The following is a 21,246-nucleotide window of genomic DNA, read 5'->3' as shown; positions in this document are numbered from 1 at the left end:
AAAAAGCATCTAATCACTTAATAAAAAGATCGAAATTTTCTGAGGGATTTGTAATTCATTTTTAATTGGAGTAAATTTCAACATTCTAAAAAATAAATTCAAAAATCAATAAAATGAAAAAAATTCTTTTATCTCTTATTTTAGTTGGGACCCTAACACTCGCAAATGCCCAAGTAAAAGCACCGCAGCCAAGTCCTTCCGCAACCGTGAAACAAACCATTGGACTTTCTGAAGTGACCGTAGAATATTCCCGACCTTCCGCGAAAAACCGTAAAGTTTTCGGAAATTTAGTTCCGATGAATCAAGTTTGGAGAACGGGCGCCAATGGCTCCTCAGATATTACTTTTGCCAATGAAACCCTTTTTGGTGGCGTTAAAGTTCCAGCCGGAAAATATGCACTGTATTCGATTCCTTCCCAAAACGATTGGGAGCTGATTCTTTACAAAGATACCGAACAATGGGGCGCTCCAAAAGAATTGAAAGAGGATTTGGTGGTGGCAAAAGTGAAAGTAAAAACTGAAAAAAATCCAATGTTTCAGGAGACCTTTCAAATCGGGTTTCAGGATCTGAAAAATGATAAAGCCAATTTGATCCTTACTTGGGAAAATACGTTGGTGAAAGTTCCTATTTTCATCGACTCCCAAAAAGAGGTTTTAGAATCCATCAATACTACTTTAGCATCAAAAACTGCAAAAGGTTCCGATTATCATCAAGCGGCAAACTACTATTTTGAAAACGGAATGGATTTGAAAAAAGCCCTTGAATACATAAGAAAAGCAAACCAATTGCAACCAGATTTATATTATATGCTCAAATTGCAAGCTGAAATTGAAGCCGCAAATGGCCTGAAGAAAGAAGCAATCGCCACAGCAAAGAAATCTTTAGAACTTTCTAAGAAAGCAAATAGTGATGATTACGTGAAAATCAATAATGATAACATTGCAAAGTGGAGTAAGTAATTTTTATACGATTACTTTAAATTAGAAATGGATACCAAAAACGGCATCCATTTTTTATGCTTTTTCTTTCCCAAACATCGGCTGCAACAAACTCGCAGAAGCAATCATCAACAAACAACCAATCGGGTTCAACCACAAAAATTCTAATTTAATCACTTCTTTTACTTCCAAGAAATAAAGCAAAATTATAATCGGTTCTACAATTAAAATACTCCACATCGTTGCTTTTCCACCAATTTTTGGAAAGAGAAATGCAATTGCAAAAACGCCTAAAATAGTTCCATAAAATAAGGAACCAATAATATTCACGGCTTGAATTAAATTTTCAAACAAACTCGCATTCACTGCAAAAAATATGGCGATCATTCCCCACATTAACGTAAAAAGTCGCGACGCGTTCAAATATTTTTTCTCCGAAATATCGGGTGCGAAATTTCGCTTGTAAATATCTACGACCGTTGTGGTCGCCAAAGCATTTAATTCCGAAGAAGTGGAACTCATCGCAGCAGAAAGAATTACAGCGATCAATAATCCTACAATTCCTGTCGGCAAATAATTTAAAATATAATAAATGAAAACATAATCTTTATCATTCGATTCAATTTCTGGCGCTTTTTCATTGATTAATTTTTTTACATCTGCCCGAATCGTCACTTCTTTTGCTTGAAGCACTTTCAATTCCGCCATCACGGTTTCTGAATGACCTTCTTTCCACTCCGCAATTTTTTCTTTTTTGTCTAAATGAACTTGGTCAAATTCGGTATTAAATTTTTGATATTGCGCATTTGTTTTTAAATTTTCTGAAAGCGGATTAAAGTTTAAAGGCGTTTTTTCAAACTGAAAGAACACAAAAACCATCACTCCAATAAACAGAATGAAAAACTGCATCGGGATTTTAAAAAGTCCATTAAAAAGCAATCCCAATCTCGCTTCCTTCAAACTTTTCCCTGTCAAATAACGTTGAACCTGACTTTGATCGGTCCCGAAATAACTCAAAAACAGAAAAGTTCCACCCAAAAACGCCGACCAAATATTGTAGCGATTGTTCACATCAAACTCAAAACTTACGGGATTTATTTTTCCCATCGCTCCAGAATACAGCAACGCATCATTCAGATCTAAAGGTAAATTTTCCAGAATCAGAAAAAATGCCAAGAACATCCCGATAAAAATCACAATCATCTGTTGTTTCTGCGTTTGACTCACTGCTTCGGTTCCGCCAACCAAAGTATAAATCGTTACCAAAGTTCCAATGACGATGTTCGTCAACATCAAATTCCATCCTAAAATCGTGGACAAAATAATCGCCGGAGCGAAAATCGTAATACCGGCTGCCAAACCTCTTTGGATTAAAAATAAGATGGCCGTCAGAATTCTGGTAGAAAGCCCGAAACGTTTTTCCAAATATTCGTACGCAGTGAGAACGTTCATTTTGAAGAACTTGGGAAGCACCCAAACGCATAAGATGACCATCGCAATTGGCAGTCCAAAATAAAATTGCACAAATCCCAAACCATCGTGAAATGCTTGTCCCGGAGTTGAAAGAAACGTAATGGCACTCGCTTGTGTCGCCATAATGCTCAAACCAACCATCCACCACGGATTGGTTTTTCCACCTAAAAATGAGTCGGAAGTTTTTATTTTCCGCGATTTATAAATTCCATAAACCACGATAAACAATAAGACGAAAACCAGAACTGCCCAATCTAAATTCTTCATTGATATCTGTTTTGAAAGATGAGCATTGCAACAATCATCAAAAATGTAATGATGATTAATGAAATATACAGCGTTTTAAAATTCGTTTCTTTTTTCATATTTTTCATTTTATGCGGAAAGACTTCTCCCATAGATTTGACTCCTTCGAACTGACGTTTCACAGATTTACACGGATTGTTCTGTTTATCTTTTTTGCTCTTATGTTTTCCTTATTTTGATTTTCCCAGAAAACCTTTGTACTTTTTGTGGTTTGAAAAATCGCTGCAAATCTCTGCGAAAAATAACACCCTCATCAGTCCCCAAAATTTCCGGTTCAATATAAACATAAGCTGGTTCTAAAACAAAAATAAATTAATAAACCAAAACCTGCCCTTCCTAAAATACAAAATGGAAGCGTTAAGCCCTTGATTTTTAGCGATAAGGCTCCGTTTTTTGCCTAATTAACTTCCTTATTGTGCTTTTTTAAGACTTTAGCTCACCAAAATTTCCTGTTTTTTTAACTTTTTGACTCCAATTTTTGACTTTTTACCCAATATTCTACGATCAGCTGCACTTGTTATAGAATTAATAATCAATTGTTTAAGCACTTCATTTGCTATTATTTCAACATCATATGCAATAAATAGAATTTTTTGAGCTAAAAATATCGGAAAATATATATCTTTAACGATTCTTAACACAATGATGATTAAAAATGTAAATAAACACAATATTTATATGAATAATCACCTCCCTACAGGAACACCGAACGTATGGTCGTCTCTGTGTTTCACCCGATTCAGCGAAAGCCAGCTTCTCAAAAAAAGCCAGCGTTGCTTTGATACAAGCAACTTTTCCGCTCATTTTTACAGGCAAGGACCGCCCATTACTTTAGGAACAAATACGGTTTCTGCACGCATCCTTTGCGCCAATTTGTTCATTTAAGAGGTAAACCTTTTCGATCTTATTAAAAAAAACTTCATGCCATGAAAAATATGTACTCCTTTACAAAACGCGCTACAAACCATGCGCGTACCTTGTTTCCCTTCAAAACCAGCCTGCATTTCGTGCTCGGCCTGCTCTTTCTGTTTTTAGGATTTTCCCATGTTTTGGGGCAAACCACTTATAAGACTGGCACCGGAACTTTTACAGTGCCTGCCAACGTTACGCACATTAACGCAGCGGCCTGGGGCGGCGGCGGTGGCGGTTCCAGTTCCAGTGGTAGTGGCGGAAATGGTGGCGGTGGCGGTGGCGCAGCCTCCTATAATCTGATCAGCGTTGTGCCAGGCAACACCTTTACCTATGCGGTAGGCATTGGTGGTGCGGGTGGTGAAGCTGCTGGCCGTACCGGTGCAGATGGTGTCATTTCTACGATAAATTCAGTAACTCCTATAACACCAGCAATAGTTTTATCGGGCGGACCAGGAACTGGTGGACTAGGAAATAGCGCTGCCATAAACACCCCTACCAATAGTGGTGGTGGGATTGCTACGGGTTCTGTAGGTGCTATTCTTTCTAACGGTCTTGTAGGTACCAGTAATGGCAATCCAGGCGGTAACGGTGGGAATTCCGGTACAGCCTTTACGATTTTTGGAGCAGGAGGTGCTGGTAGTTCAAATAGCGTTGGTAATCCTGGCAATGCACCTGGTGCCGGTGGTGGCGGGGGAGAAAGATATAATGGTTGGTTTAGCTCGTCCAATTATGCAGGTGGCGCTGGTGCTGCTGGCCGAGTCTTTTTTGATTATATTACCGTCACTGGCATAACACCCAACCCGGTTTGTGTAGGAAGCACCATTACCATTACAGGAACTAATTTCTCTACTTCAGGTACGACTACGGTGACCATCAATGGCGTTGCCTGTACAAGTGTAACCGAGGTAAGCGCAACAAGCATCACCGCGGTGGTAGCGGCAGGAACAACTTCTGGCGTCGTCAATATCGTTAATAATGGCAGAAGAAATAACGGACACAGTATCACTGTCAATGCTGCACCGGCAACGCCCGGTAATCCGACCAGCAATTCGCCACAGTGTAACCCACCCGGCGTGACCCTCACCAGAGCTGGAACTCCTCCGGCAGGGGTAGATTGGTATTGGCAAACCACCGCGGCAGGAACATCTACAACCAACAATACAGCAACATTCCTCGCGACCACTTCAGGAACCTATTATATCCGCGCTAGAAATACCGCGGGCTGTTGGAGTACAGACTCTGGAAGTCTTGTAGTATCAGTAAGCGCTGGTTTGCCAGCAATTGCGACAACTCCCATTCCGGCTAACAGTGCCACCGGCGTTTGTTATCAAGGGTTCAATTCGGTGAACAGCATCAGGTGGAACGCTGTGCCGGGAGCTACTTCTTATGATGTCTATTTCGGTGCGGGTGCAATCCCCGTCACTCTGACTGCAAATGTAACCACCAATTCCTACAGCACCGGGACTTTGGCAGCAAATACCATCTACTGGTGGCGCATTGTTCCTCGGAATGCCTGTGGCCCGACCTCAGGGACACCAAGTGCCTGGTCATTTACAACGGCTGCAACACCTTGTACAGCAACAGTTACCTGTACGCCAACCATTACAACACCAACCGATTTGTTTATTAATAGTTTCCAATTTGTGGGAACATTAAATGATGCTGGCGGTCCAAATCTTTCGGGCGCGGGTACTTCAGGGTATTCTAATTTTACCGGTTTAGCACATATTGTTAGACAACCACAAGGTTCAGTATTAAATATTGTTGCAAAAGCTATTAAAGCTGATCTTTCGCCAACACCAGGTTATTGGAAAGCCTGGGTTGATTATAATCGTGATGGTGATTTTGCAGATGCGGGCGAAGAAGTATATCGTTTAATGGCCTATACAACAGAATCTCTTACTTTTGGATTTGTAATTCCGCCAACTACGCCAGTTGGAATGTATAGATTCCGAATAAGAGTCGGGAATACTAACTCTTTTGATTCTTGCACCAATTTAAGCCGCGGTGAAACAGAGGATTATATATTTGAAGTCATTGCGAATTGTTCTGCCAAGGTGAACACTGTAGGTTTATCAGATGTTGCACGTTGCGGTACCGGCACGGTTACCCTAAGCGCCACCAGCGTAGAAACAGGACCGGGAACAGGAGTAAGATGGTATACCACTGCCACGGGCGGAACACCAGTATTTGATGGGGAAAATTTTGTGACCCCTGTAATTACTGAAAATACGAGAACAACGTATTACGTGGTGGCCTACAACGGCGGATGCGAGTCTGTTTTTAGAATCCCAGTCACCGCAATTGCCAATCCAGGCCCCGATGTTCACTTTACCGCTACGCCTGCTTTTTGTGCACCTACGACTTCCGGGCAATTGATTTCGGCGGAAAATGGAAAGCGTTTAGATGTTTTGTTAAATGAACAATTCAATGGCGGCTTAGGGACTTTTACCCAAAGTTCAGAAACGGGTTACACTAATATACCAAATACGAATTGGATTTCAAGGTCAAGTCCATATATCCCGCCAATGCCACCTTATGAAGGTTTGGCGCCTGCGCTGTCTTCGGGCTACACAGGTGGGGATTTTGTAATGTCGAATACCGATTTTGCGAGAACAACTTCTGTACTCAATCGATTGACCTCCGGCAGTCTTAATACCCAAAATTTTGATAATTTAAAGTTAGAATTTGATTTGTATTATTTTACACTGATTACAGCGGATACCGATCCCGATCCCAATCTGATTAATTATTTCTCAGTGGATTATACTTTAGATGGTTCAGTAGCAACTCCTACGTGGGTCAATCTACAAACCATGACCACCAATCAGGGAAATCCTAATATTTGGAGAAAGCTATCGATCGACTTACCTGCAGCGGTACTCAATAGAACCAATGTGAAAGTTCGGTTTTCATCTTATGCTTATGGGAAAGGAAGCCCTACATTATTTAAAGAATCCATCGCTGCACTCGATAATGTCAAAATTTCTGGGATTAAAGATGAGAGTTCACAATTTAATTGGTCCTCATCCGTAAGTGGTATTCTTTTCGAAAGCAATTGTACTACACCGCTAGGAACAAACAAAGCAGCTACTGTCTGTGTAAAACCTTCTCCTACCCAATTTGAAGATAATGGGCAATTTGTGATCACCGCTTCCGCATCTTTTAGCAATGGTTGCCCTGCCGTAGGAACACTAACTATTGCCAATGATTTAAAAGTATGGGACACCACCTTAGCGACCGATTGGGCCAATGCACCCTCGTGGAAGCCCGACAATATCGTTCCTGATGCAAATAAATGTGTTATCATCAAGAAGCCAGTAATCATTAACCCTGGATCCCATGGTCTTGCCAAAAATATCACCATCACAACTGGTGGTAAATTAAATATTTTTGGTTCATTAACGGTGACCGATGCAATCATCAATAACGTCCCTGCAGCAGATGTTGTCGTGGAATCCGATGGCAACCTTATCCAAGTGAATGAGGGCGTGAATATCAACACCGGATCGGTGACCGCGAAACGAACCCTGAATCTTTCCACGGGAAGACTGGAGTATAATTACCTGATTTCCCCGCTGGAAGGTCAAACTTTGAAAGACATTTATACCGCTGCCGGCGCAGTTGCCCCAGTGGTGCTCTATCACAATGAAACCTCTAACCGTTTCAGTGCTTCTTCTGGTGCCTACATCAAAGGGCGTGGTCTGGCCGTAAAAGAACCAACCACCGCCTTCGTACCGACGACTTTGAACACCACCTTTACGGGGAAACCAACCAATGGAGCCTTCACGTACAATGTGGTCAATTCCAATCCCACCGATACCAACCGGGGCTACAACCTGGTCGGCAATCCGTATCCGTCGAATATTGATATGCTTACCTTTTATACCGTTAATGGTGGTGCCAGTGGAAACCTATTTTCTACCGCCTATTTCTGGGATAACAAAGCCAATAACAAAACCATACAATACGGCGATGCCTATGGCGGACAATCCTATGGCATCCTCAATTTGGTTAGCGGAGCTGGTACTGCCGGTACCGGCGATATCGCGCTCACCAAGACGCCCACCCGCTATGTGAAAACAGGGCAGGCCTTTATGGTGAAATCCAAAGTGGCTGCTGCAGCCATTACCTTCAACAACACCATGCGAACCTATCAAAGTGGAGCCACGAGTTTCTTTGGTAAAAATACGGTAGAAGGCGAGACCCCGACCGACCGCTACTGGCTGAATATGATTACGCCAGAAAATATTGCCGCGCAAATCGCCGTGGTCTATTTTGCAGAGGGGAACAATGGTTTCACTGCCGATGACAGCCGCGTGATGGGCGGATCAGATGCCGTCTACAGTATCGTTGAAGGCGAGAAAGTCGCCATCAATGGGCGCAGCAGTTTTGTAAATACCGATGTGATTGCCTTGGGCAGTCAGCATTTTGCGGCCGGCAATTATACCATCGCGTTGGGTGCTAAAGAAGGCCTCTTTGCCGAGGGTCAAAACATCTATTTACGAGATAAGCAAACCAGTACCGTTACCAATTTAAGTCAAGGCAATTACACCTTTGCTGCCACTGCAGGCGAAAGCTCGGGCAGATTTGAGCTGGTCTACCTGCCGGAAATTTATTTGGTGACCGATGCCACCCAAAAAGAAGAATTGGTGGTCTACAAAGAAGGCACCGATCTGGTGGTGAAAGCCGCCGCCAAAAAAATCACCGCCCTCGAAATGGTGGATTCCAGTGGCAGATTGCTGCTGAAAATACAGCCCAATAATACCCGAGTGGTCATTCCGGCAGGGCATATGACCAATGGTGTTTATATTTTAAAAATTAATCAGGGCGGTAAGGTCTCAACCAAGAAAGTGATGAAGTAACCTATTCATCCTTGCGTGGTCCTTACCAAACCCATTACCAAAAGGAGTTTCGATTTTCATCGGAACTCCTTTTTGCATGCCCTCCTTGCCCGGTCATTGCGAGGAGGAGGCACGACGACGAAGCAATCCCAAAGTACGGTTCTTGTGCACCTTCATGGGATTGCCGCGCTGCACTTCGTTGCACTCCGTTCCGCTCGCAATGACTTTAACAAACCTAAAAAAATGATTACCTTTATACAATGAAACCCGGCTTCATTTATATCATCACTAATAAAAACAACACCACACTCTATGTGGGCGTCACCTCTAATCTACCCGAAAGAATTCTGCAACATCGTGAAAAAAGATTCAAAAACAGTTTCAGTGAAAAATACAATTTAGATAAGCTCGTTTATTGGGAAGCCTTTCAAGAAATCGGAGATGCAATTGGTAGAGAGAAGCAATTGAAAGCAGGTTCTCGGCAGAAGAAAATTGAGTTGATTAATTCCTTCAATCCGGATTGGATTGATTTATATGATAGCATTCAAGATATCATGAATCCCTTTTAGAAACCGTCATTGCGAGGAGGGAGGAACGACGACGAAGCAATCCCAAAGTACGGCTTACTGCGCGCATTCATGGGATTGCCACGCTGCACTTCGTTACACTCTGTTTCGCTCGCAATGACTTGTGCACCTTCATGGGATTGCCACGCTGCACTCCGTTGCACTTCGTTTCGCTCGCAATGACTTGTGTAAGGAGGGATTGCCGCGCTGCACTCCGTTGCACTTCGTTTCGCTCGCAATGATCTGTGTAAGGAGGGATTGCCGCGCTGCACTTCGTTACACTCCGTTTCGCTTGCAATGACGGTAATGAAGCGAAAAATTTCCCTACCATTTGCGTTTTATATTCAATTATTTCTTAATTTTAGTCTAATGCAATACTGCAGAAAACACAAAGTATTTTAATCATGTCTATCAAGTACAAACTCATCGAAAAAGGGCAACCCGGAGTTGCCGGCGGTGGAACCAAAAAATGGTATGCCACGATTGTTACTGACGGAGAGCTCACTGTAGATGATCTCACGAACAAAATTGAGAAATTTTCTGCCCTCTCCGAGGCAGATATCCGCGGGGTGATTATCGCCCTGGAAAATGTGATTTATGAGGAACTCACGAACGGAAAAATCATCCGGCTCGACAAATTGGGGAGTTTTTACCCCTCGCTTTCTAGTAATGGAGTGGCGAATGCGAATGACTTCACCGTGGCGGACATCAAATCTGCAAAGGTGAATTACCGCCCCGGCAAACGCATCAGCAATTCTCTTCTTACGGCCACCTTTAAGAAGAAATAGGTGCCGTAAAAAAAAACCAGGCGTGCTTTGCTACCAAAGCACGTGTGGTTTTGCCCGATGGCACGCCTGCTTTGACCCAACAGCAGGCGTGCTTTTTTTTGGCACTGCGGTACTGCACTAAAATTGAACCGAACCACCACTGAACCCCTCTTTTGCGGCAATGAAATTAGCGCTTGCGCCACCCTATACTTGTGGCATTTCTACAAAAAGAAGCAGAAAGAACCCTTACCAAGAAAAATTGAAGATGATAAAGTACTCATGCACAAACTTCTACAATACGCATAGGAGATTTGCGAAATAGCGGTAAGATTTTGAATCATATTTAAAATATTTTACACATTTGATACGTAAAAATGTGTAATTTTAGACATTATTTATTGCTGATAAACCTTACCTTATGAAAACACCTGTATTTTCTTTGAAAACCACCTTACTAAGTTTCTTTTTTCTCTTGATTGCTGTTGCAGGATGGGGACAGACTGATGATTTTACCGATGGAAATTTCACTGCAAATCCTGTTTGGTCTGGTAATACTACAAATTTTTCTATTGAAACTGCCAGTCCTTATGTGAGTGGAGGAGCCTCAACGGATGGTTCTTATTTGGCCTCTAGTGCTACGGTTGGAAATATCACATTGACTACCCCTTCTACAGAAGTAAATGAATGGAAATTTTCATTAGGGACAGGAGATTTTTCTCCTTCTACTACTAATTATTTTGGTGTAATATTGATGTCAAGTGTTGCGGTTTCAGGAAACATAACTTCAACATCTTGGAATGGATATTTTTTAAAAATAGGGAATACTTCTCCTGATCCAATAGAATTGTGGAAGAAAACTGGAGCAGGTACAGGAACTAAAGTCGGTGCTTTTCCATCAAGTCCTAATTATAATGGAAATGCTTTAAATGCTGGTCTGAATATAAGAGTGACTAGAAATGCCTCAGGTGTTTTTGAATTGTTTTACTCTACAGGTTTTACCTATGCGGCTACACCTACAAACTCTGCAGGTACGTTAACAGATACTAGCGTAACTACTTCTTCTTATTTTGGTATTTATAGTGTTTTTGCTAATCCGAGCACTTCAAGAAGAATGTTTTTTGATAATATTGTTTTGGGCGATGGTCCAACGGTAACCACCACTTCCAATGCCGGATTGGTAGATACCACCGAGGCTTTTTTAACAGGAACCATCAATGCCAATAGTAAAACAGTTGCTTCGAGTTTTGATTATGGTACTACGGTTGCTTATGGAAGTACTGCTACGGCAACACCTTCAACAATTACTGGTACTACCACTACGGATATCGATGCCTATGTTGGTTCATTATCTATAAACACACAATATCACTATAGAGCGGTTGGTACTGTAAGTGCTGTGCCTACTAATGGTAGTGATATGACGTTTTACACCTTGGCAGCTACGCCGGGCACCGTTGCGGTAGATAATCCACAACTCACCACGTTGAGTGTGGAAATTGATAATATTACGCAAAATGGCAACCCAGCCTATACCCAATATGCAATTCAAACCGGAACGCAATATGTACAAGCAAATGGCTCTTTAGGAGCTACAGCAGTATGGCAAACGGCGGCAACTTGGGGTTATCAAACAGTAACAGGTTTAACCAGTAGTACAAATTATACTTTTAGAGCAAAAGCCAGAAATGGTGATAACGTAGAAACGGTTTTTGGTGCTGATGCTTCTGAAACCACGCTGACTCCTGCCTTGGTAGATTTTAATATCATTCAAGCGCCAAAGACCACGCAAAATATTTTGGAAGGAACCGGTTTAGATGTTTATATCAAGGCCTATGAACCGGGATTAACCGATACCCCAGGCGAAAAAGCAAATCTTCACGGTTGGGTAGGTTATAGCTCCACCAATGATAACCCAGCAAATGCAGGATGGACTTGGGTTCCTGCGACTTTTAATGTAGAAGTTTTAAACGATGATGAATATAGAGCTACTTTGTCTGGCTTAGCACCAGGAAAATATTATTACGCTGGCCGTTTTCAAATTGGTGCTGGTCCTTATGTTTATGGTGGATCGGCTGGTAATTGGAACAACGACAGTGTAGAACTCAATGTGGAAGCAGACGTGGTAAATTACGCCAATATTCAGTTTCCTGCGACGGCAACCATAACGGCTTGTAATGGCGTAGATATTTTTGCTCAGGTTTATGAACCCGGAATTACAGAAGCGGCTGGGCAAGGCTCAGGAATTTCTGCGGAGATTGGGTACAGTTCCCTCAATTCTAACCCAAATACGGTTGCAGATTGGACATGGGTAGCTACAACATTCAATGTACAAGCTGGAAATAATGACGAGTATAAAGCAACCCTGGGTGCAGGTTTAGCGCCGGGAACGTATTATTACGCTTCTCGTTTTATTAAAAATGGAAAAAGCCAATATGTTTACGGAGGAACCGGTGGTGTATGGAATAATGACAGTGGCGTATTAACGGTAAACGCCTTAGGAACTCCTGTAGCAACAGCTGCAACCAATATTGCCGATACTTCTTTCACCGCAAATTGGAATGCAGTGACCGATGCGACCAGTTATGAGTTGGAGGTGTATTCTATGCAATTAGGAATATCACCAGAATTAGTTGTTAATGGCGGTTTTGAAACAGGTAATGTTTCAAGTTGGACATTTGAGTCTGCAATGAATCAAGTTGCTAGTACTACGCAAAAACACACGGGTACTTATGCTTTGTATTCTACAGTTGTTGCTACTAAAAACCTAAAACAAACGATTACGGTTGTTTCAGGAGAAACTTATACTTTAGGGTTTTGGTATTATATTGATCCTGCATCAACAGGAAATGGCTTTAGAGTTTGGACAACAGTAGGTGCAGATATTAAGTTACCATCAAGTTCTACTTTTTTTGAGACAACAGGTTCATGGCAATATGTAGAACAAGATTTTACTGCTTCGGCGACTTCTTTGGAACTTAATTTTAGATTATATAATGGAGTGCGATTATATCTTGACGATATAAGTGTACGATTAAAAGCAACTAGCCCGGTTGAAACGCCAGTTGCTGGGTCACCATTTACAATAACCGCACCGACTACTTCTTATGATGTAACAGGTCTAGATGCTGCAACAGCTTATTTCTACAAAGTACGCGCAGTGAATGGTTCTTGTACTTCTTCAACTTCAAATGAGGTAACCAACAGAGTCGTTTGGAACGGAACAGCTTGGAGCAATGTAACCGGACCAACCGCCGATTTAGAAGCGATTGTGGCGGGGCCATTTGTTACCGGGGCTGCACCGCAAAATGATTTCACCGCAAAAAAATTAACCCTCGCGACAGGAGGATCGGTGCAAATTACCGCCGGTCATCATCTTAAAGTAGAAAATGAACTCATCAATACCCGTACAGCCGATGAATTTGTGGTAGAGTCTGATGGTAATTTCTGGCAAACGAATCCAGCGGCGGTCAATGTCGGTGCGATCACCGTGAAACGTGCAATCACCATCAAAGACAACCAGCAATACAATTACCTGAGCTCACCAACCGGGTCTGAACTGAAAACCAATATTTATGGAACCGGTAATTCTGCTCCTTTTGCTTTGTATCATAATGAAAGCAACAACAGTTTCGGGAATTCCAGCGGTGCCTATGTGAAAGGTCGCGGCTTGGCGGTGAAAGAACCAGCCACCGGGACTGGGATCATTAATGCCATTTTCAAAGGTGTACCCATGAATGAAGCCTTCAGTTTTACGTTGGCGAATTCTAATGTGGGAACGGGTACCACTTTAGGTTATAACCTGCTGGGGAACCCTTACCCATCGAATATCGATTTGAATCTGCTCTATAATTTAGGAACCAATGAGGATAAAATCAGTACGACCTTCTATTTCTGGGACAACGCCGTAAATGGGGTCACAGCCCAAGGAGGTACTGGATATAACGGTGCAGCCTATGCGGTTTTCAATGCCGCGGCCGGTAGTACCGGAACGGGCTTGGGCGCAGGTTCCCTTAATGGCGGAACGGTAACAGGCACCAAAGTGCCAAATGGTATTGTAAAAACAGGACAAGGTTTTATGGTGAAATCCATTTCTACAACCGATAAGTCCCTGGACTTTGATAATTCCATTCGGCTTGCAGCAGCTGGGATCGGTTTCTACGGAAAAGGGATGAGTGGCGCAGTCGCCGATGATCGTTTTTACCTGAAGCTTGCAGCACCAAGCAATGTAACCACCCAAACCGTGGTGGTTTATTTCCCAGCCGGAAATGATGCTTTTGCAAAAGATGATTCTCAAATGTTCGGTACACCATCTGATGTGGTGTATACCTTTGCAGAAAACCAAAAAGTAATCATCAATGGGAAAGGGACATTTGCCCCTACAGATCAAGTTGCCGTGGGCGCCAGAATGTTTACGAGTGGCACCTACACCTTTAGTCTGGGTACGCAAGAAGGCGTTTTTGCCGGTGCGCAAGCAATTTATCTAAAGGATTATGAGGCAGGTACGCTGACCAACTTAAGTCAGGGCGATTATAGCTTTACTGCCAATGCGGGCGAAAGTGCAGGCCGATTTGAAATTATCTATCGACCAGAAATTGTTTTACTCACCGATAACAAGGTGAAAGAAGGCGTAGTGGTCTACCGAGACGGAAATGATTTCGTGATCAAGTCACCCAAGATCATTTCAGCAATACAAGTCTATGAGCTTTCTGGGAAACTGATTGCCGAGGTGAAACCCACCAGCAAACACGGGATCCTAGACGCTACGACTATGCTGACCGGAATGTATGTGTTGAAAATAACCACTGCCGATGGCGCGGTCACCAATAAGAAAATAATCAAATAATCCATTCATAAAAATCCTCTTCGGAGGATTTTTTTAGGTCTTAAAACGTAATTCTTCGCGTATGAGGTTCTGTGCTTTTCCATTTCAGTGGGGCAAGAATTCGTAAGACGTTCAGGCGAGGACTTCAAATTTGTACCAGGAATCGGAAATAACAGCATTTTCGGTAAAATCCATTTGAATAGAAATGGAAACCTTTGCCCATCGCCACTGTAATCGTGGTGTTTTCTCCATTTAATATATAATTCGTACTTTTGCCTCCCCCAATACTGACAGCGGTATCGGGGGGAAATTTAGTATAAAAACAGAATTGATAACACAAAACAATGAAAAAAAGCGCTTCTTTCACCAACATGATTCCATGTTAAGAAATAGTCTTCTTTTTTAATTCAATCGCTTTAAGAACTTCAACGGTTTTGCGACTTCATTACTAATGAAAAGCTTGTACACCGCCGAAAAAGTTCATTCAAAAGCACGATAGCGGTGCTTTTTAGGGGAAAAATACGTGAGGTAGAACAGTCATTTATTTCCCCGCTTCAAGCGTTTGAATGCGTTCAAACCACAATGCAAATGAAAATTATTTATCATTTTAGAAACACAAACTCCATGAAAAAAACAGATCATACCCTAAGAAAAGGCTATATGCTTTTGCTGGTTTTGGTTTTTGCTTGGTCTTTCACGCAAACCACACAAACCTTTAATACCAATGGAACTTGGACTGTGCCCCCTGGTACAACGATTATAACCCCAACTAAAGTGGAAGCTTGGGGCGGCGGCGGCGGTGGCGGTGGCGCCTATTCCTATAATTATTTTATATTTGGCAGTTCTACAGGCCGCGGTGGCGGTGGCGGTGGCGGTGGCTATACGGCATCAAATGTAACGCTCAGCCCAGGAAATTACAATTATGTGGTAGGAAACGGCGGCACAGGTGGAAACAGAAATACCGACGGCACCAATGGAACAGATTCCTATTGGGGCACCGTTAGAGGCTTCGGTGGCGCAGGTGGCAAATCAGGAGACAGTAGTAATGGTAGAGGTGGCGCAGGTGGATCAGGTATTTTTAAAGGAGGTGACGGTTCCAACAGTTCCACTTCTGCCAGTGGTACTGGTGGCGGTGGTGCCGGAAGTACTGGCGCAGGAGCAACGCCAACCGGAGGGACAGGTGATGCAGGTGGTGCAGGTGGCAACGGAGGAAATAGACTGACTTCATCTGATGATGGTCAAAACGGAAGTGCCATTGGAGGTGGTGGTAGTGGTGCGTATAGCGCTGCAAGCGTTTTTAGTTCATTGACTCATACCGGTGGTTCTGGTGCAAACGGACAAATTCGGATTACGTATTATTATCCGACCATTAGTTCAGTGAGCAAATCGGTGCTGTGTCCAGGAGAATCATTTACAATCACTGGTACGAATTTTAATACCACAACAGGAGTCACCATAGGAGGGACTTCAGTTAGTGCTTTCACGGTTAACAGTAAAACACAAATTACCGTTACGGCTGGTGCGGGAACCACAGGTGTCGTGCGGGTTACGACCACTCATGGGAGTGCAGTTACGGCAACAGCGGTCACCGTGAATCCCAACGTACCAGTAAGTGTTAGCATTGCTACACCGACCAACATTATCTGTGTTGGCGTTGGTGCTGCTCAAACTTTTACGGCGACCCCAACCAATGGCGGAACCAGCCCGATGTATCAGTGGAAAATCAATGGTGTAAATGTTGGAACCAACAGTCCAACCTTTACCAGCTCGACTTTAACAGTGGGTGATCAGGTAAGCGTGGTGCTGACTTCTAATGTAAATCCATGTTTGACGAGTTCCGTAGCGGTGTCGAATACCATTACCATGGCGACCCAGACCACCGTGTACAACTCGGGCTCTTGGTCCATTCCACCGGCACCGAATCTTTCAGCAATCATACAGTCTGATTATAGTTCTGATTTGGGGAATTTAAATGTCTGTTCCATGTCCATTACGAATGGTGCTGCGGTAACGATTCAATCAGGAGATTTTTTGAAACTACAGAATGGGCTACATGTAATCGATGGAAACTTTACCATAGAGTCTGATGGAAATTTGATCCAGGTGAATGATGGCATTGTAAATACCGGTAATATTACCGTAAAACGTGAAGTTCGTTTAGGAGCAGCCAGAAATCAATACAACTATTTAGGATCTCCGGTTGCCTTTCAATCTGGGGAAACGTACAAAACCATGTTCCCGGGGTCTGCAACAACTGTACTTTATCACAACCAGACCAATAACTTTTTCGGAACATCATCTGGTGCGAATGTACCAGGGCGAGGTTCGGCGGTGAAAGAACCTACCATTTCTGCAAGTATTCCTGCAACAGCATCAAGAACCACCGCACGATATAAAGGCGTGCCACAAAATGGAACAATCACCATAGCGATTGCCAACAAAGATACTTCGGTGAATACCTTTGGGTATAATTTACTCGGAAATCCATATGCCTCTAATCTCGATCTTTTAGAATTGTATGCGGCAAATGGAGGTAAGGCTGGGGCAGAGGCAACCCAAGTCATTTCCCCGAATATCAGTCCTACTTTTTATTTCTGGGACAATAATGGGAATACCCAAATAAGCCAGCAAGGAACGGGTTATTCCGGCCAAGCTTATGCGATTTTTAACGTACTGACTGGTCCGAACGGAACTGGAACCAAATCATCACTTGGCGGCAAAGTGCCAACCAATATCCTGAAAGTGGGTCAAGGATTTATGACCCGATCTTTGAAGAGCAGTTATAATTTCATATTTAATAACAGCATCAGAACAAAGTCAACCACGACGAATGACTTTTTAGGAAAAGGAAATACGGCGGCTCAAAGCGATCGGTATTGGCTTGAAATGACTGCTCCTTCGGGAATTACTTCAACCATTGCAGTGGTGCATTACGATGGTGGAAATGAGGGTTATGGTTCAGAAGACTCCAGAAGCATAGGCGCATCCGACGCTATTTACACTTTAGTAGAAGGAGAAGAAATCGCCATTGACGGTAGAAGTAGTTTTAGCAATTCGGCGGTTATTCCACTAGGAACACAACATTTTGTGCAGGGTAATTATACCATCACAATTGATAAATCCGAGGGGGTCTTCGCCAATGGGCAAAGCATTTACCTAAAAGACAAGCACACCGGCACGGTCATTAACCTATCGGAAGGCAGTTATACCTTCGCAACCAATGAAGGTAAAAATACGGGAAGATTTGAGATCATCTATCAACCCGACACGGTGTTGGTAACGGAAAGCAATGTGAAAAGCAGTATTGAGGTTTATAGAGACGGAACTAATTTTGTCGTTCGAGCACCAAAAGAGATTGCCAAAGTAGAGCTTTATGATCTTTCTGGTAAAATGGTGAAAAAGGTACAGGCGAATGGTAAAACCGTTACTTTAGAGGCATCGTTCCTCGCAAAAGGAATTTATGTGTTGAGAATCGCCACGGCTGATGGAGAAATTGCCAATAAAAAAATAATGAAATAATAGCAATTATTTTGTTAATGGCTTTGTGCAAAATCCTTCGTCTTAACATTTGATTAAAATCCTCTTCGGGGGATTTTTTTAATTAGGTAGGAATCTTTTTGGTGAATGAAGTTGAAAATTCAATATCTGTCTGGCCTCAAAATATGGGTATTAGCAAAATAAGGCGTGGGCGCTTCCTAGTATGGTTAAAAATCATTACCTACATTTAGTTGAGCAGTACAGAAGCTGATTACTAAAATAAAACTAAAAGAAATTCTGTATAGGGTTTATTCTATTTAGAGGAATTATACACTGTTTTTGCTTGTTCCAGACCCCATATATTTAAATAATACGCTCGGTATGAATCGATATGATAAAAAAATCTTGCGGGAAATTATAAAAATTATTATTAAAAATAGGTATCTTTGGTATTGAATTAATATATTTGCGCAAACAATGTGATGAAAAAAGTACTTTATATTTTCTTTTTATTAGCAAGCACGCTTCATTTTGGGCAAGGTGCTGCTAATCCGTTTGAAGATGCTGAAAATGAAAATAGCACCCTTGAATCAAAACCGGTCGTCGAGAGTGAACCCCACTCAGGCACTTTGGATTCTGGTGGTGGTAATCCGGGAGACCCCCTACCAATCGATGACTACATGCCTCTTCTGGTAAGCACCGCTGTTGGTATTGCCATTTACGCCGCGCGCCAAAAGAAAAAAAGTCAAGCATAACAAATCATTAGAAATAGATCCGATTACGTACAGAATCAAAACATCACTAAAACGATCGGAAATGATTGGGAATACTTTGGTTCAGATGATGCAATCGATTTTGTTATAAAGCGCTATTCGGCTCCTAATTGGCTTTGAGAGGAGTGACTTTAATTACTAGAAAAGTAAAGATGGTCTCCTTGGAAGTTTTTTTGAAACAAGCTTCTTTTAATCAGACCCTCTAATCCAACACTTTACTTGAAAAAATTGGCTACATTTAATGGAAATTTACGTTTTCTTTGAACGTAATTATAATGGTGAATCCCTTTAAAATAAAAAACTGAAATGAGCAATAATCAGTTTTCATTCGTATTTAAATTGTAAATTTGCCAAAATTTAAAGTAAGGGATTTGGTGATGCTGATTACAAACCGCTATTTTTTTTATATTTTTTAAAAAAATGAATTACAGTAAAAATTTGAAGAAAAGAATTTATGGAGGTGATAATTTAATGATTCTTTCTGATTTTCGATATTTACCAAGATGGGTTATTTTAATTATTGACATTTGCTTTATCGGCTTTGCCATCTATTTTTCTTGTTATCTGATTGAAAAATTAAGCTTTAGCTCTACGCCTGTTTTCAAACATGGAAACATCATATTTTTGATGATCATTGGCATTAGCGTGATTTTCATGTTTGCCTTTCGCACTTACGCAGGTATTATCAGACACTCTACTTTTATTGATCTTTTTAAACTGTTTTTGGCAACGTTCTGTACCACAGTGAGTGTTGGATTAATTAGTTTTTTCTATCATTTGGCTACTGGCGAACGAATGATTTATATGTCGGTTCCTTTTCTTATTCTATTTTTTGCGACTTCCTTCATCCTATTGTTTTTATTTAGGCTGTTTGTAAAAGAGTTTTTTCACTTCATTAGAGAAGTACGTCGCAGTACAAAGAGAAAAAGAATTTTGGTTTTGGGTATTGATGAAGAATCTGTTGCGATTGCCCGTGCGGTTTTAGATAACCCCAATATTCCGTATCATATAGTAGGGTTTTTAACGCAACGTCATGATTCAAAAAGAGCCAGCCTCTTGGGGAAACCTATTTTCAGTAGAGAATGGATTGAAAAAACTAAAAAAGAAGATTTGCTGGTTGAAGGGATTCTGTTGAAAAAAGACATGATGAACAAAGACGAAATGAACAGTTGGGTGAATTTATTTCTAGAGAAAGACCTTCAGATATTTAAATCACCAACCGTACAAGAATTACAGCAGGTTGATCAGGAAGCTTCTTTAAAAACATTACAAATTGAGGATTTACTCAACCGCAAACCTATTAAAATTGATAATGAAGATGTTCGAAGCAGACATTTCGGTAAAACCATTCTAATTACGGGTGGTGCCGGTTCTATTGGGAGTGAGATTGTAAGACAAGTTGCCTTATTTGAGCCTGCCTTAATCGTGGTTTTGGATCAAGCTGAAACTCCTTTGTACGAAATCGAAATGGAAATTCGGGCTGCTTATCCGATGCTTTCTTTTAAATTTGTTTTGGCAGATATTTCAAACAGGCACCGTATCGAACCGTTATTTCAGAAATATCAGTTTTCAATGGTTTACCATGCTGCTGCTTATAAACATGTTCCTTTAATAGAAGAAAATCCACACGAAGCGATTTTAGTGAATATATTGGGAACTAAAAATGTAGCAACGCTCGCATCACAATATAGCGTGAACCGTTTTGTAATGGTTTCTACAGACAAGGCGGTAAAACCTACCAATGTCATGGGGGCATCCAAAAGGGCAGCAGAACTTTTCGTGCAAGCCTTACAAAAAACAGAAAATAATGCAACTAAATTCATTACAACCCGTTTTGGAAATGTATTGGGGTCAAATGGTTCTGTAATCCCACATTTTAAAAAGCAAATTGAAAAAGGCGGGCCGATCACCATCACCCATCCTGATATTACCCGATATTTCATGACGATTCCCGAAGCTTGCGATTTGGTCTTGCAAGCCGGAGCAATGGGGAAAGGTGGTGAGATATACGTATTTGATATGGGAAAACCTGTGAAAATAGTCGATCTCGCCTACCGAATGATTAAACTTTCTGGCTTAGAGCCCGAGGTGGATATTAAAGTGATTTATACCGGCTTAAGACCTGGCGAGAAATTGTATGAGGAACTCTTAAGTGATGATGCTACAACCATGCCTACCCATCACGAAAAAATACTGATTTCCAAAGACCCTACCTTAGAATATGATGTCATCATGAGGTATTGTAACCAAATTGTAAAGGCAGCTTTGAGAAGAGAAAAAATTGAAGTTGTGCAAATATTAAAAGAAATCGTACCTGAATTTAAAAGCAATAATTCGATCTACGAAATTTTGGACAAGTAATTTAGAA

General features: G+C 41.7%; 10 protein-coding genes. 8 read left to right on the top strand and 2 right to left on the bottom strand.

Annotation, left to right across the window (positions count from 1 at the left end; all coding sequences use genetic code 11):
* Positions 1–113: 113 nt before the first annotated feature.
* Positions 114–959 (top strand): DUF2911 domain-containing protein, encoded by an 846-nt coding sequence (locus QWY78_RS06460; protein WP_290217721.1) that lies wholly within the window; start codon positions 114–116, stop codon positions 957–959.
* A gap of 54 nt (positions 960–1,013) precedes the next feature.
* On the opposite strand, the gene QWY78_RS06455 is transcribed toward QWY78_RS06460, so the two are convergent.
* Together QWY78_RS06455 and QWY78_RS06450 are read right to left on the bottom strand one after the other, a co-directional pair.
* Positions 1,014–2,678, bottom strand: a complete 1,665-nt coding sequence (locus QWY78_RS06455) for a sodium:solute symporter family protein (RefSeq protein ID WP_290217719.1) — start codon at positions 2,676–2,678, stop codon at positions 1,014–1,016.
* Between the two features lie 470 nt (positions 2,679–3,148).
* Positions 3,149–3,358, bottom strand: coding sequence for a hypothetical protein (locus tag QWY78_RS06450; protein ID WP_290217717.1), 210 nt, complete (start codon positions 3,356–3,358; stop codon positions 3,149–3,151).
* A gap of 285 nt (positions 3,359–3,643) precedes the next feature.
* On the opposite strand from QWY78_RS06450, the gene QWY78_RS06445 reads away from it, so the two are divergent.
* The 7 genes from QWY78_RS06445 to QWY78_RS06415 all read left to right on the top strand — a co-directional run bounded on the left by QWY78_RS06445 (position 3,644) and on the right by QWY78_RS06415 (position 21,239).
* Complete coding sequence (locus QWY78_RS06445; RefSeq protein ID WP_290217715.1) at positions 3,644–8,494, top strand: DUF8693 domain-containing protein; 4,851 nt, start codon at positions 3,644–3,646, stop codon at positions 8,492–8,494.
* A gap of 239 nt (positions 8,495–8,733) precedes the next feature.
* Complete coding sequence (locus tag QWY78_RS06440) at positions 8,734–9,042, top strand: GIY-YIG nuclease family protein (RefSeq protein ID WP_290217713.1); 309 nt, start codon at positions 8,734–8,736, stop codon at positions 9,040–9,042.
* 401 nt (positions 9,043–9,443) lie between these two features.
* Positions 9,444–9,827 (top strand): HU family DNA-binding protein, encoded by a 384-nt coding sequence (locus QWY78_RS06435; RefSeq protein WP_290217712.1) that lies wholly within the window; start codon positions 9,444–9,446, stop codon positions 9,825–9,827.
* A 397-nt stretch (positions 9,828–10,224) separates the two neighbouring features.
* Entirely contained in the window at positions 10,225–14,649 is a 4,425-nt protein-coding gene (locus QWY78_RS06430) for a DUF8693 domain-containing protein (protein WP_290217710.1), read from the top strand.
* A gap of 603 nt (positions 14,650–15,252) precedes the next feature.
* Positions 15,253–18,147: a T9SS type A sorting domain-containing protein gene (locus tag QWY78_RS06425; RefSeq protein ID WP_290217708.1), complete on the top strand. Its 2,895-nt coding sequence runs from the start codon at positions 15,253–15,255 to the stop codon at positions 18,145–18,147.
* A gap of 440 nt (positions 18,148–18,587) precedes the next feature.
* Complete coding sequence (locus tag QWY78_RS06420) at positions 18,588–18,860, top strand: hypothetical protein (RefSeq protein WP_290217706.1); 273 nt, start codon at positions 18,588–18,590, stop codon at positions 18,858–18,860.
* A 438-nt stretch (positions 18,861–19,298) separates the two neighbouring features.
* A complete protein-coding gene (locus QWY78_RS06415) occupies positions 19,299–21,239 on the top strand; it encodes a polysaccharide biosynthesis protein (protein WP_290217704.1) in 1,941 nt (646 codons plus the stop codon).
* Positions 21,240–21,246 lie beyond the last annotated feature (7 nt).

Source organism: Kaistella yonginensis (assembly GCF_030409525.1).
GTDB lineage: Bacteria > Bacteroidota > Bacteroidia > Flavobacteriales > Weeksellaceae > Kaistella > Kaistella yonginensis.
This window is presented reverse-complemented; position numbering and strand designations above follow the sequence as displayed.